Source organism: Kitasatospora sp. CMC57 (assembly GCF_045866025.2).
Lineage (GTDB): Bacteria > Actinomycetota > Actinomycetes > Streptomycetales > Streptomycetaceae > Kitasatospora.
Genome location: NZ_AP035881.2, coordinates 689,211 through 702,511, shown reverse-complemented (window position 1 = coordinate 702,511; position 13,301 = coordinate 689,211). Strand labels below are relative to the sequence as shown.

Below are 13,301 nucleotides of genomic sequence, written 5' to 3'. Positions count from 1 at the left end.
GGCTATCGTCCCCGGTCTCGCGCTGGCCGCCCTCTGGGCGGTGACGACGGGTGAGACCTTCGTCAACTTCCAGCGGATGGCCGCCCAGGGGCAGTTGGCCCAGCAGGCCGGCCAGCCGTCCAACATCGTGTACTACAACCTCCAGGAGGAGCGGCGGCTCAGCGCCGAGTCGATCGCCAGGCCCGGCAGCGTGGCGGACCAGCTGCGTGAGCAGCGGCGGAAGACCGACGAGGCGATCGGCACCTTCCGGAAGCTGTCCGACGTGGCCACCGACGACGCGCCCGCCGAGGTGCGGGACGCGGTGCTCCAGGCCCGGCAGGCGATGGGGCAGCTCGACTCCCAGCGGGCCGCCGTGGACGAGGGCGGCTCGGCCGACCGGCAGGCGACCGTCTACCGCTACTACACCGACCTGATCGCGGTCGACCTGCGGCTGTTCGGCGCCCTCAGCCACGTGGACGACGGCAAGGTCACCACGATCTCCCAGCCGCTGGTCGCGCTGTTCTGGGGCAAGGAGATGATCTCCCGTTCGGACGCGCTGCTGGCGCGGGGCTGGCCGGCCGGGCGGCTCTCCGTGCAGGACTGGCAGCAGGTGCAGCAGGCGGTGCACGAGCAGCCGTTCCGCTACGGCACCGAGGTGGTCCCCTACCTGACGCCGGCCGAGTCGGCGAAGTGGCAGGAGATCGTCAACAGCCCTGCCTGGCAGGCCAAGACCGAGGTCGAGCAGTCCCTGCTCAGGCCCACCGCGGCCGACGCCGCCGGCAACGTGGCGCTGGCACCGAACCAGCAGAAGTGGCGTCAGGCGATGGACCAGCTGACGCCCAAGCTGGTCGCCCTGATGGAGAGCAGGACCAGCGGGGTGGTCGAGGTCGGCCTCGGCTCCATCACCCACCTGCTGTTCACCGTGGTGCTCACCAGCGTGATCGGCCTGTTCGCGGTCATCGCGGTGATCGTCACCACCTGGCGGCTGACCCGGTCGATGCGCCGGCGGATCACCGAACTCCAGGAGCAGGCCGAGCAGCTGGAGCGCAGTCTGCCCGAGGTGGTGGAACGGCTGGCCCAGGGCGAGCAGATCGACGCGGCGGCCGAGGCGGCCGCCATCGAGCAGGAGTCGCGCGGTGCGGGTGACGAGCTCGCCCAGCTCGGCCACGCGCTCAACCTGGCCCGCGCCAGCGCGATCGCGGCGGCCGTCCGGCAGGCCGACCAGCACCGCGGCTTCGAGAAGCTGCTGCAGCGGATCGCCCGCCGGACCCAGCTGCTGATCGGTCAGCAGCTGCGCAAGCTGGACGAGCTGGAGCGGCGGCACGAGGACCCGGAGGTGCTGGAGGGCCTGTTCGACCTCGACCACCTCACGGCCCGGCTGCGCCGCTACGAGGAGAACCTGGTCATCCTGGCCGGTGGCACCCCGCACCGGCGCTGGCGCAAGCCCGTGCCGCTGCTGGACGTGCTTCGCGCCGCCCAGGGTGAGGTGCAGGACTACACCCGCGTGGTGCTCGACCTGGACGGCAGCCCCTGGCTGTCCGATCGGGCGGTCGGCCCGGTCGCGCACGTGGTGGCCGAGCTGGTGGAGAACGCGCTGAGCTTCTCGCCGCCACCCACCCCGGTGGAGGTCAGGGCGGGGGCGGTCGGCCGGGGTCTGGCGATCGAGGTCGAGGACCGCGGTCTCGGCATGGACGAGGAGCAACTGGCGGCGGCCAACGAGCTGATGAGCCGTCCGCCCCGGCTGGACGTGCTGGCCAGGACCGAGGACATCCGGCTCGGCTTCCACGTGATCGCCCGACTGGCCGCCCAGCACGGGCTGCGGGTCGAGTTCCGGCAGTCGGCATTCGGCGGCACCCGGGCGATCCTGCTGCTCCCGGGCAGCCTGCTGGTCGCGGCGCCCGGCGTGCACCCGGTGGCGGACGCCCCGTCCGCCGAGGTGCTGCCGACACGCTCGCGGGGCGAGGCGCTGGCCAGGGCGACCGCCCCGGAGCTGCCCAGGAACCGCCCGGTTGCCGAACTGCCTTACGGCGGCGCGGAGTCGAGGCCGGAGCCGCAGCAGGACGGACCGTACGGGACCGGGCTCTACGGCGACCCGTTCCCGCAGCCCGACCCCTTCCCGCCGGCCGTGCCGTTCCCCGGCACCGGACCGTTCCCCGGCACCGGACCGTTCCCCGGCACCACGCCGCTCCCCGGTACCGGACCGTTCCCGCCGGTCGAGCTCGGCTACGGTGAGCCGCCGCTCCAGCAACCCGCGTCCTCCGGTGCTCCGGAGGCGGAGCCGCCACTGCCGCGCCGGATCCGCCAGGCCAGCCTGGTGGACGAGCTGCGGCTCGCGCCGGAGGAACCCAACACCCGCCCGAAGCCGCCCCGTTGGGACGAGAACCCGCTGCTCCGACCGGCCCCCCGACGGGCCGGAGCAGCGATCGGAGCGTTCCAGCGCAGGTCCAGGGCAGCCCGGGAGAATCCCGCGGCGCCGCTCGATCCCCGTGGGCAGGATCTGCCCAACCCTACGACGGAAGACCGGTCATGACGCGCACCACCGCCACCCATCAGGATCTCGACTGGCTGCTCGACGGCCTCGTGGACTCGGTGCCCGGGACCCGGACCGCCGTGCTGCTCTCCGACGACGGCCTGGTGGTCAGCCACTCGCGGACCATCGACCGCGCGGACGCCGAGCGCCTGGCCGCCGTCGCCACCGGGCAGCAGAGCCTGGCGCGTGGCGTCGGCCAGCTCTTCGACGGCGGCCCGGTGCACCAGGTCATCGTCGAGCTCGCCGAGTTGTGGCTGTTCATCATCACGGCCGGTCAGGGCACCCACCTGGCGGTGACCGCCTCCCAGGAGGTCGACGCCGAGCTGATGTCGCTGGCCATGCACAAGCTGGTGCAGCAGGTCGGCCAGAAGCTCAGCACGCCGGTGCGCGGCGACTTCGACGCCTTCGGGGCCCGTGGTGGTGGTCGGGGGTGACCCGGCCGCCGTGGTACCGGGAGCCGGCCACCGAGGAGGCCGAGGAGGACGCGGCCGACTCGATGGTGCGTCCGTACACCGTGACCCGGGGTCGGACGGCCCCGGAGCGGGACGACTTCAGCCTGATCACCGTGCTGACCACGGTCCGGGAGCAGAGCGACGCGTTCGGCGCCCCGGTCCGGCCGTCGGCGCGCGGACTGCAGCCCGAGCACCGGGTGGTGCTGGAGCGCTGCCGGCGCTCCGCTGCACTGGCCGAGGTGGCCGCCGAACTGCGGCTGCCGGTGTCGCTGGCCAAGATCCTGGTCGCCGACCTGGTGGACCAGGGACTGCTGCTCGCGCGGGCGCCGCTCGCGGTCGCGGTCGGCGGCCGGGCGGACCTCGGACTGCTCACCGCCGTACGCGAAGGTCTGCGGCGGCTCTGACCCTCTTTCACGTCCCGCACCCCCTCCCGCCCCACCGACCGGCCGCCGGCCCCCGCCGCGCGGCCGGCCGAGACACCCTGTGAGTGAGATGACAGACAGCCAGGTGGCCCAGGCCGCCGTGAAGATCCTGATCGCGGGCGGCTTCGGCGTGGGCAAGACCACCCTGGTCGGCGCGGTCAGCGAGGTCGCTCCGCTGCGCACCGAGGAGTACCTGACCCGGGCCGGGGAAGGCGTGGACGACCTCACCGGCGTCGGCCAGAAGGACACCACCACGGTGGCGCTGGACTTCGGCCGGATCACGGTCAGCCCCGAGCTGGTGGTCTACCTGTTCGGTACGCCGGGCCAGGAGCGGTTCTGGTTCATGTGGAACGACCTGGTCAACGGGGCGCTCGGCGGTGTGGTGATCGCCGACACCCGGCGGCTGGAGAGCAGCTTCGCCTCGATCGACTTCTTCGAGAGCCGGGGCATCCCGTTCGTGGTCGCGATCAACTGCTTCCACGGCCACAACACCCGTACGCCGCAGGAGATCAGGGCCGCGCTCGACCTCGACCCGGAGATCCCGCTGCTGGTCGGCGACGTCCGCGAGCGGGCGTTCGGCCGGGACACGTTGCTCGCCCTCGTCGACCACCTGATGACCCGGCCCGAGCCGACCCCCGTCGGCTGACGGCCACCCCGATCCCCGGAGACATCTGACATGGCAACACCCCTGCGCGTCCTGATCCACGGCGGCGGCATCGGCGGTCTGACCCTGGCCACCGCACTCGCCCGGCGGGGCCACCTGGTCCGGGTCGCCGAGCTGCGCGGCGAGCTGGACGCCCTCGGCGTCGGCATCATCCAGCCCTCCAACGCGCTGCACGTGATGCGGGAGATCGGTGTCCTCGCCGACTGCCTGGCGGCGGGCTTCGAGTGGGACACCCTGACCATCAACGACCCGGTCGGCAACACCCTCGCCAAGATCCCGCAGCCCCGGATGGGCGACGCGCCCGCCTGCAACGGCATCCCGCGTCCCGCGCTGGCCCGGGTGCTGGGCGCGGCCGCCGCCGCGGCGGGCGCCGAGATCAGCCTCGGCACCACCATCACCGAACTGGCCGACGACGGCTCGGGGGTGGAGGTCACGCTGTCCGACGGCAGCACCGGGCGCTGGGACCTGGTGGTCGGCTTCGACGGCATCGGCTCGCCGCTGCGCAGGCGGCTGTACGGCGAGCGTTACGCGCCCGAGTACACCGGCTTCGCCAACTGGCGGGTCACCGTGCCCCGACAGAGCGAGGTGCGGGGCGTGGTGATGAGCACCGGCGACCGGACCGCCAAGGCGCTGCTCACCCCGATCACCGAGGAACTGATGTACCTGGGCGCGGTGTTCGCCGAGCCGGCGGACTTCCGGCCGGACCCGGAGCGGGCGCACCTCCAGCTTGCCGAGCGGCTCGCCGCCTTCGGCGGACCGGTCGCCGAGGCGCTCGCCCAGGTCACCGACCCCGCCGCAGTGGTCCATTCGCGGATCTCCCAGGTCACGGTCGAGGAGCCCTGGCACGTCGGCCGGGTGGTGCTGGCCGGGGACGCGGCGCACGCCTCCACTCCGCACATCGCGCAGGGCGCGGCGATGGCGGTCGAGGACGCCCTGGTGCTGGCCGAGTCCCTGGACGCGACGGAGGACGTCCCCGCCGCGCTCGCCGCCTGGGAGGCCCGCCGCCGCCCGCGCGCGATGTGGGTGCAGAACATCTCCCGGGCGGTGCTCAAGCAGGAGACCGGCAGCCCGACCACGCCCGAGGAGGACGAGCTGTTGAAGACCGGCATCCCCGGCGCGGCCCACGTGCTGGTCCAGCCGTACTGAGCCGACGCGACCCGAGGCCACGGCCCGCTCCCACCGGGGGGCGGGCCGTGGCCTCTGTGTTTCGTCCGAAGACGGCCGGGTGAACGTCTGCCGTCGTCAGGTGCACAGCCGGCGAACAGCGACGACATCGGCGGGCAGTGGTCCATTGGTCTATACCAATTGCGCTACGCTGACCCCAGTCTGCTGTCAGAGACGCGGCTGTGGGGGCCTCATGACTGTGCATCACCTTCCTCAACCTCCTTCCGATCAGGAGCTCTACTGGTATTTCGGACCACAGCGCCGCTGGGTGCTGATCTGCACCTCGCTCGCCTTCGTGTTCACCGCGGCGACCATGCTCACCTTCTCGCTGCGCACCCCGGCCCTGTGGGCCTTCCTGGCGGTGCTCGCCCTCAACCTGGTCGCGCTCGCGCTCTCCTCGGTCAACAGCCTGCGCCAGCGCCGGCTGACCAGGCAGTCCCACGAGGTGCTGGTGAACGCCTGGCGCCCGGCCCGACTGCCCACCGTGGACCTGTACCTGCCGACCTGCGGCGAGCCGCTGGACGTGCTGGCGAACGCCTACCGCGCGGTCGCCGCCGTCGACTGGCCGGACGCGCTGACCGTCTGGGTGCTGGACGACGCGGACCGTACCGAGGTGGCGGCGTTGGCGGCCGCGCACGGCTACCGGTACGTGGTGCGCCCGGACCGCGGGCACCTCAAGAAGGCCGGCAACCTGAACCACGCGCTCACCCTGAGCTCGGCGGAGCACATCGCCATCCTGGACGCCGACTTCGCACCCCGGCCGGACTTCCTGCGCCACCTGGTGCCGTACTTCGCGGACGCCAGGATCGGCATCGTGCAGAGCCCGCAGTGCTTCGACACCGACGAGACGATGGGCTGGATCCAACGCGCCGCCGGGTCGGCGCAGGAGTGGTTCTTCCGCTGGATCCAGCCGTCCAGGGACGCCAGTGACGCCGCCATCTGCTGCGGCAGCAACGCCGTCTACCGGCGGACCGCGATCGACGCCGCCGGTGGCTTCGCCAGGCTGGAACACAGCGAGGACCTGTTCACCGGACTCGCCCTGTACGAACGGGGGTTCCGCACCCTGTACGTCCCGGTGCTGGTCGCCAAGGGCACCTCGCCGGACAACCTGGCCTCCTTCGTCAACCAGCAGTACCGCTGGGCGATGGGCAACCTGCACCTGCTCAGCACGCCCGAGCTCCGGCGGATCCGCGCGCCCTGGCGGATGCGGCTCTGCTTCTACGAGGGCATCGTCGGCTACCTGGCCACAGCGGTGAACATCTTCGCGGCGCCACTGCCGCCGGTGGTGATGATGTTCTGGTACCCGGACCAGATCCGGCCCTGGCACGTGCTGCCGCTGCTCGCCCCGCTCTGGCTCTGGCACGTCCTGCTGCCCCGGATCAGCCGGACCCGCTGGCGGGTCGAGGTGATCCGCTCCAACGTGCTGATGAGCGTGGCCGCCGGCGCCGCATTCTGGCACACCCTGCGCGGCCGCAGCGCCGCCTGGGTGCCCACCGGCGCCGGCCGGGCGAAGCCGGGCGGCCTGGCCCGCCAGGTGGTCGTGGTGTCGCTGGTCTGGCTCTGCGCCTCGATCGGCGCGGCAGGGGCCGGGTTGGCGCTGGCCATCGCCCGCAACGGGGTGGCTCCGAACTGGGGCCTCGGTCTCTACCTCGCGGTGCAGTGCCAGATCGGCATCCCGCTGATCCGTGACCTGATCCGTGAGCTGAGGCCCGCCAGGGCCGAGGCGCGGCCCGCCACCGGCATGCTGCCGCGCCGCTGGCCGGAGGCGCTGGCCGCCACCGCCGTCCTCGTGCTCACCGCCCTGCTCGCCTCCGGCTGGGTCAGCCCGATGCTGCCCTGGCTGGGCTGAAAGGTCGTCACACCGATGTCCTCGACCATGCTTCCCGACCTCCGCACCATCCCCGGCACACCCGCCCGGGCCCCGGAGCCGCCCCGGGCCAAGGGATTCCGCCCCGACATCGAGGGCCTGCGCGCGGTGGCCGTCCTCGCGGTGCTCGCCTTCCACGCCTCCGTGCCCGGCCTGGCCGGCGGATTCGTCGGAGTGGATGTCTTCTTCGTCATCTCCGGCTACCTGATCACCAGCCTGCTGGTCCGGGAGGCGATCACCACCGGACGGATCAGGCTGGGCGAGTTCTTCTCCCGCCGGGCCCGCCGACTGCTGCCCTCGGCGGCCCTGGTGCTCGGCGCGGTCGCGCTGGTCGGTGCCTGGCTGACCGTCCCGCTGCGCCGCACCGACCTCGAGTACGACGTGCTGGCCGCTGCCCTGTCGGTCGGCAACTGGCGCTTCGTCGCCCAGCAGACCGACTACCTGGCGGCCGGACGGGAGCACAGCCCGCTGCTGCACTTCTGGTCGCTCGCGGTGGAGGAGCAGTTCTACCTCTGCTGGGCGCCACTGCTGGCGCTGATCGTCCTCTTCGCCGCCCGGGCGGCCCGGCGCGGCCGGGCGGTGCGGTCGACGGTGACCGTGCTGGCCGGGCTGCTGACGGCCGGGTCCTTCGGCCTCTCGCTGTACTGGACGCACGGCTCGGTCTCGCTGGCGTACCTCGGAACGCCGTCCCGGGTCTGGCAGTTCGGAATCGGGGCGCTGCTCGCGCTGCTGCCCTGGCACCGGCTGCCCGGACCACGCCCGCTGCGGCTGCTCTGCGGCTGGGCCGGGCTGCTGGCGATCGCCTGGTGCGTGCTCGGCTACGACGCGACCACTCCCTACCCCGGGTTCGCGGCGCTGGTGCCGACCCTGGCCACCGCCGCCGTGATCCTGGCGGGCACGCCCGACCGGAGCGGCGGCACCCCGGTGCCGGGCGCCCGGTACGGCGTCGACCGGCTGCTGTCGGCCCGCGCGCCCCGGGCGGTCGGCCGGCTCTCGTACAACCTCTATCTGTGGCACTGGCCGGTGCTGGTGCTGGTCGAGGCCAGGTACGGCGCGCTCGGCTGGCCGGTGAAGGTGGCCCTGACGGCCGCCGCCGCGCTGCCCGCGGCGGCGGCGCTGCACTGGATCGAGCAGCCGCTGCGCCGCAGCCGGATCCTCTCCGAACTGCCCAGGCGGGGGCTCTCGTTGGGACTCGCCGCAGTGGTCGTCCCGGTGGTGCTGGCGCTGGTGGTCGGCACCGGGACGCTCCGGCTGCTCGGCCCCGCCGCCCCGGTCGACACGCTCGGCCTGCCGCCCGGTGCGGCGGACGGCACGTCCCTGCTGGCCCGGACCGGTGCGCCGCTCAAGGGCGGCCCGACGGTGCCGGACCCGGTGCAGGCGCGGAAGGACTTCCCGCCGGACGGCGAGTGCGAGGTGGCCCCGACCGCCACCACCAGCCCGGCCTGCCTGTTCGGCGTCACCGACAGCCCGGACCGGATCGTCCTGCTCGGCGACTCGCACGCCGGCCAGTGGTTCTCCCCGCTGCTGGCCATCGCGGCCGAACGGCGTTGGGCCCTGGAGGAGTTGGTCAAGCAGGGCTGCCCGTTGCCGGAACTCACCGTCATCAATCCGCAGTTGGGACGGACCTACCGGGAGTGCGACAGCTGGCGGGCGGCCGCGCTGACCCGGCTGCAGCAGGAGCCCAAACCCCGGCTGATCGTGGTCTCCTCGCTCAACCGCTACACCGCCGACCAGCAACTCCTGCTGGCCGGCTGGGAGAAGATGCTCACGCCGCTGCGCGCCCTGGGCGTGCCGATCGTCTACGTCCAGGACACCCCGGTGCCCGGGACGGACATCCCGGCCTGCGTCTCCGGGCACACCGGGGACCCGGCGGCCTGCGCCTTCGGCCGGGAGCAGGCGCAGTGGCCCGACCCGCTGGCGCAGGCGATCGCGGCCGGCCGACTCCCGGGCGTGCGGTCGGTGGAGGTCAACTCGGTCCTCTGCCCCGGCGCCGACCGCAGTTGCCCGGCGGTGCTGGAGCGGATCCTGCTCTACCGCGACGACGCGCACCTGACCAACGTCGCGGCGGTCGTGCTCACACCCCGGCTGGAGCGGCTGCTGACCGAGGCGGGCGCACTACCCCGGCGGGGCACCGACGGCTGGACCGAGGTGCTGCGGGACGAGTTCGACGGACCGGCGGGTAGCCGCCCTTCGGCCGCCAACTGGCTGTACGACCTCGGTACTTGCTACCCCGGCTGCCCGGCTCCGCAGTGGGGCACGGGCGAGGTCGAGACGATGACCGACTCCACCGCCAACGTCCGGCTCGACGGCAGGGGCGCCCTGGAGATCGTGCCCACGCTGGAGAACGGCCGGTGGAGCTCGGGTCGGATCGAGTCCCGCCGCTCCGACCTGACACCGCCGCCCGGCGGGGTGATGCGGATCGAGGCCTCGATCGCGCTGCCGGACGTGACCGGCCCGGCGGCGGCCGGGTACTGGCCCGCGTTCTGGACCCTCGGGGCCGGGCTGCGGGACGGCTGGACCGGCTGGCCGGCGATCGGCGAGCTGGACGTGATGGAACAGGTCAACGGCCGGGACTCGGTGTTCGGGACGATGCACTGCGGCACCCTGACCGGCGGCCCCTGCCAGGAGCCGAAGGGCCTCGGCTCGGGCGACGTGCCGTGCGCCGACTGCCGGACGTCCTTCCACACCTACGCGGTCGAGGTGGACCTCACCGCCGGTGCGGAGCAGGTGCGCTGGTACCTGGACGGCCGGGAACACCACCGGGTGACGGCCGCCCAGCTGGGCGCGGAGACCTGGGACCGGGCGGTGCACCACGGGCTCTTCCTGATCCTGAACGTGGCGGTGGGCGGCAACCTCCCGACCGCCCTCGGCGGGACGGTCACCCCGGCCACCGAGCCGGGGCACCCGATGCGGGTCCGGTACGTCGCGGTCTCGACCAAGGGCGCGACCCACTCCTGAGCCGGACAGGCGGCGATCACCGGGCCCGGTGATCGCCGTCCTCCGGTCGGTGCAGCCGGAGGACCAGCTCGGCCGCCAGGGCCTCGACCAGGGCTGGCCTGACGCCGGGCCGGGTGGCGCAGTACCAGGTGCGGACGGTGGGTTCGGCCCCGATCCGGACCAGCGCGAGGGTGTGCGAGCCGACGTACGGTGCGGCCACCCAGCGCGGCAGCACGGTGACGCCCTGACCGCTCGCGACCATCTCGATCAGGAGGTCGGTGATGACCGGCATGGTGGTGATCCGGGCGGGCCGGGCGCCGTGCGGGACCGGGAGCGGGGTGTTGGGCATCCGGCTCGGGTCGTAGAGGTCGTAGAGCACCAGGTGCGCACCGTCGAAGTCCCGGGCCGTCAGGTGCGGGAGGGCCGCCCAGGCGTGGTCCGCCGGGACCACCGCGACCATCTCGTCGTCGAACAGCGCGGTGAGCCTGAGCCGGTCCATCTGCGGGTCGGGCTTGGTGATCAGCGCGATGTCGAGGCGGTCCTCCAGCAGCGCGGTGATCAGAGTGTCGGCGGGCAGCGACTCGATCCGGACCTCGGCGCCGGGGCACCGCGCGCGGAAGCCCTGGATGACCGGCGGCAGCCACTGGAAGGTGGTGCTGCACTGCACCGCCAGGCGGACCCGGCGGTCCCGGCCGTCCAGCATCTCCCGCACGTCCCGGGTGGCCGAGTCGAGCTCGGCCAGCACCTGACGCGCCGCCAGCAGCATCCGCTGCCCGGCCGGGTTCGGCACCAGCCCGCGCCCCTGACGGTCGAACAGCTGGGTGCCCAACCGGCCCTCCAGCCGGGTCAGCCGCTGGCTGAGCGCGGGCTGACTGACGTAGAGCAGCTCGGCGGCGGCGGTCAGGGTGCCGGTGACGGCCACGGTGTGGAGGAGTTCGAGGTCACGCAGGTCGACGTCCATAACAGAGGATTATGGCTTACTTCAGAATCGATCGTGGAGTTATGGCGTGAGTCTTCGTACGGTTCTCGTATCACCCCAGCAGAACCTGACGGAGGATCAACCATGTCCGAGAACACCACAGTCGTCGTCACCGGCTCGTCCAGCGGCATCGGTCTCGAGATCGCCCGCGCCTTCCTGGCCCAGGGCGCCAACGTGGTCCTGAACGGGCGCGACCCGCACCGGCTGGCCAAGGCGGCCGCCGAGCTCGGCGCGGGGGAGCGGGTGGCCACCGTCAGCGGCGGCATCGGCGACGCGGCGACCGGCGAGGCCCTGGTGCGTACCGCGGTCGAGCGGTTCGGCCGGGTGGACGTCCTGGTCAACAACGCGGGCACGTTCGCGGCGAAGCCGTTCACCGAGGTCACCGAGGAGGAGTTGGACGGCTTCCTGGGCGGCAACCTCAAGGGCACCTACCTGACCACCCAGGCGGTGGTGAGGCAGCTGCGCCGGCAGGGCGGTGGCGGCAGCATCGTGAACATCGGCACCGTGCTGGTGGAGCACGCCATCGCCGGCTTCCCGTGCTCGGCCCCGATCGTCAGCAAGGCCGGGGTGCACGCCCTCACGGTCAGCCTGGCCGCCGAACTGGCCGCCGACGGCATCCGGGTCAACCTGGTCGCCCCGGGCATCGTCCGGACCCCGCTGCACGAGGGAAGCGAGGTGGACGCGTACGGCGGCCTGGCGCTGCTGAACCGGGTCGGCGAGGTCTCGGAGATCGCCGAGGCGGTGCAGTACCTCGCGACGGCGGGCTTCGTCACCGGCCACGTGCTGCGGGTGGACGGCGGCTACGTGACCGGCCGGGCGTGACGCCTCTGACGGCCGGTCACGGGGACTGATCGGGGGCCCGTGCCGGGGCGGACGGGAAGTCCGGGTCACCGGGTGCGTACGTGGGGGCGACGCTCCCGGCCCGGGCATGCGGAAGGAGCGGCGCACCCACGCCGCTCCTTCCCGGTGCCGATGCGGGTTCCTAGTGCAGCGGCTTGTCCAGCACCGCCTTGGTGTGGCTGAAGGTGTCGATCGAGTATTCGCCGTGGTAGCGCCCCATACCGCTCTCGCCGACCCCGCCGAACGGGAGCTCGGGCACGGCCAGGTGGGAGACCGGCAGACCGAACACCAGGGCGCCGGAGGAGGTCTCCTCGGCCAGCCGCTGCTTGGTCAGCTCGGACTCGGTGAAGGCGTACAGCGCCAGCGGCTTGTCGCGCTCGTTGACGAAGGCGATCGCCGCGTCCAGGTCGGGGACCGGGAGCACCGGGAGGATCGGGCCGAAGATCTCGGCCTGCATCACGGCCGCCTCGGGGGAGACGTCGGCCAGCACGGTCGGCGCCAGGTAGCGGGCGTCCCGGTCGTGGGTGCCGCCGGTGACGGTGCGGCCGTTGCCGAGCAGGGCGGTCAGGCGGTCGAAGTGCCGGGTGTTGACGATCCGTCCGTACTCGGGGTCGGCCGACGCGTCGTCACCGTACGCGGCCCGCACCGCCGCCACCAGCTCGGCTTCGAGGGCGGTGGCGGTGTCGCCGACGGCGAGCACGTAGTCGGGGGCGACACAGGTCTGACCGGCGTTCAGGAACTTGCCGCGGACCAGCCGTTGGGCGGTGACGGCGAGATCGGCGTCGGTGTCCACCACGACGGGGCTCTTGCCGCCGAGCTCCAGGGTGACCGGGGTGAGGTGCTTGGCGGCGGCGGCCATCACGATCCGGCCGACCGCGCCGTTGCCGGTGTAGAAGATGTGGTCGAAGCGCTGCTCCAGCAGCGCGGTGGTCTCCGGCACCGCGCCCTCGACCACGGCGACGGCCTCCGGGTCGAGGTAGCGCGGCAGCAGCCGGGCGATCGCGGCGGAGGTGGCGGGCGCCAGCTCGCTCGGCTTCACCAGGACGGTGTTGCCGGCCGCCAGCGCCCCGACCACCGGGGCGAGCGCCAGTTGCAGCGGGTAGTTCCATGGCGCGATCACCAGCACCACGCCGAGCGGCTCCCGCACCACCCGGGCCGTGGCCGGCTGGAAGACCTCCGGCACGGCGGCGGCCTTCGGCTCCAGCCACTGCTCCAGGTTCCGGACGGTGTGGTCCAGCTCGTGCACCGTGAAGCCGATCTCGGTGCGGTACGCCTCGGCCGGGCCCTTGCCCAGGTCGGCGTGGAGGGCCTGCTGGAACGCCTCGCTCTGCTCGGTGAGCAGCGCGCGCAGCGCGGCCAGCTGGCCGAGCCGCCACTCGACCGGCCTGGTGCGGCCGGTGGCGAAGGTGGCGCGCAGACCGGCCACCACGGTGGCGGGGGAAGGTGTGGTCATGGTGATCGTGCTCC

At 73.1% G+C, this 13,301-nt stretch carries 10 protein-coding genes; 8 read left to right on the top strand and 2 right to left on the bottom strand.

The genetic code is table 11. The features are described 5' to 3' along the window. Nucleotides 1-40 precede the first annotated feature (40 nt). The 7 genes from ACKUU6_RS03330 to ACKUU6_RS03300 all read left to right on the top strand — a co-directional run bounded on the left by ACKUU6_RS03330 (nucleotide 41) and on the right by ACKUU6_RS03300 (nucleotide 10,036). The gene (locus tag ACKUU6_RS03330) at nucleotides 41-2,509 is read left to right on the top strand and encodes a nitrate- and nitrite sensing domain-containing protein (protein WP_407986906.1); all 2,469 of its coding nucleotides are present in this window, start codon (nucleotides 41-43) and stop codon (nucleotides 2,507-2,509) included. Then, entirely contained in the window at nucleotides 2,506-2,943 is a 438-nt protein-coding gene (locus tag ACKUU6_RS03325; RefSeq protein WP_407986905.1) for a roadblock/LC7 domain-containing protein, read from the top strand. The genes ACKUU6_RS03330 and ACKUU6_RS03325 overlap by 4 nt, the downstream gene beginning before the upstream one ends. Next, nucleotides 2,940-3,365 (top strand): DUF742 domain-containing protein, encoded by a 426-nt coding sequence (locus ACKUU6_RS03320; protein WP_407986904.1) that lies wholly within the window; start codon nucleotides 2,940-2,942, stop codon nucleotides 3,363-3,365. Before ACKUU6_RS03325 ends, ACKUU6_RS03320 begins: the two co-directional genes overlap by 4 nt. Before the next feature lie 88 nt (nucleotides 3,366-3,453). After that, nucleotides 3,454-4,029: a GTP-binding protein gene (locus ACKUU6_RS03315; RefSeq protein ID WP_407986903.1), complete on the top strand. Its 576-nt coding sequence runs from the start codon at nucleotides 3,454-3,456 to the stop codon at nucleotides 4,027-4,029. Between the two features lie 30 nt (nucleotides 4,030-4,059). Then, nucleotides 4,060-5,193, top strand: a complete 1,134-nt coding sequence (locus ACKUU6_RS03310) for an FAD-dependent monooxygenase (protein ID WP_407986902.1) — start codon at nucleotides 4,060-4,062, stop codon at nucleotides 5,191-5,193. 211 nt (nucleotides 5,194-5,404) lie between these two features. After that, entirely contained in the window at nucleotides 5,405-7,060 is a 1,656-nt protein-coding gene (locus ACKUU6_RS03305) for a glycosyltransferase (RefSeq protein ID WP_407986900.1), read from the top strand. A gap of 15 nt (nucleotides 7,061-7,075) precedes the next feature. Beyond that, entirely contained in the window at nucleotides 7,076-10,036 is a 2,961-nt protein-coding gene (locus ACKUU6_RS03300; protein WP_407986899.1) for an acyltransferase family protein, read from the top strand. Between the two features lie 16 nt (nucleotides 10,037-10,052). Here the strand turns inward: ACKUU6_RS03300 and ACKUU6_RS03295 are convergent, their stop codons facing one another. Further along, a complete protein-coding gene (locus ACKUU6_RS03295) occupies nucleotides 10,053-10,976 on the bottom strand; it encodes a LysR family transcriptional regulator (RefSeq protein WP_407986898.1) in 924 nt (307 codons plus the stop codon). Nucleotides 10,977-11,078: 102 nt separating this feature from the next. On the opposite strand from ACKUU6_RS03295, the gene ACKUU6_RS03290 reads away from it, so the two are divergent. Next, complete coding sequence (locus tag ACKUU6_RS03290; RefSeq protein ID WP_407986897.1) at nucleotides 11,079-11,816, top strand: SDR family NAD(P)-dependent oxidoreductase; 738 nt, start codon at nucleotides 11,079-11,081, stop codon at nucleotides 11,814-11,816. Nucleotides 11,817-11,976: 160 nt separating this feature from the next. On the opposite strand, the gene ACKUU6_RS03285 is transcribed toward ACKUU6_RS03290, so the two are convergent. Next, nucleotides 11,977-13,287 carry an aldehyde dehydrogenase family protein gene (locus tag ACKUU6_RS03285; protein WP_407986896.1) on the bottom strand — a complete coding sequence of 437 codons (1,311 nt, stop codon included), beginning with the start codon at nucleotides 13,285-13,287 and terminating at the stop codon, nucleotides 11,977-11,979. Nucleotides 13,288-13,301 lie beyond the last annotated feature (14 nt).

Excerpts from the sequence above, each read along its gene's own strand:
- ACKUU6_RS03325 (WP_407986905.1), top strand. The coding sequence starts at position 2,506 with ATGACGCGCACCACCGCCACCCATCAGGATCTCGACTGGCTGCTCGAC.
- ACKUU6_RS03315 (WP_407986903.1), top strand. The coding sequence starts at position 3,454 with ATGACAGACAGCCAGGTGGCCCAGGCCGCCGTGAAGATCCTGATCGCG.
- ACKUU6_RS03310 (WP_407986902.1), top strand. The coding sequence starts at position 4,060 with ATGGCAACACCCCTGCGCGTCCTGATCCACGGCGGCGGCATCGGCGGT.
- ACKUU6_RS03305 (WP_407986900.1), top strand. The coding sequence starts at position 5,405 with ATGACTGTGCATCACCTTCCTCAACCTCCTTCCGATCAGGAGCTCTAC.
- ACKUU6_RS03300 (WP_407986899.1), top strand. The coding sequence starts at position 7,076 with ATGTCCTCGACCATGCTTCCCGACCTCCGCACCATCCCCGGCACACCC.
- ACKUU6_RS03295 (WP_407986898.1), bottom strand. The coding sequence starts at position 10,976 with ATGGACGTCGACCTGCGTGACCTCGAACTCCTCCACACCGTGGCCGTC.
- ACKUU6_RS03290 (WP_407986897.1), top strand. The coding sequence starts at position 11,079 with ATGTCCGAGAACACCACAGTCGTCGTCACCGGCTCGTCCAGCGGCATC.
- ACKUU6_RS03285 (WP_407986896.1), bottom strand. The coding sequence starts at position 13,287 with ATGACCACACCTTCCCCCGCCACCGTGGTGGCCGGTCTGCGCGCCACC.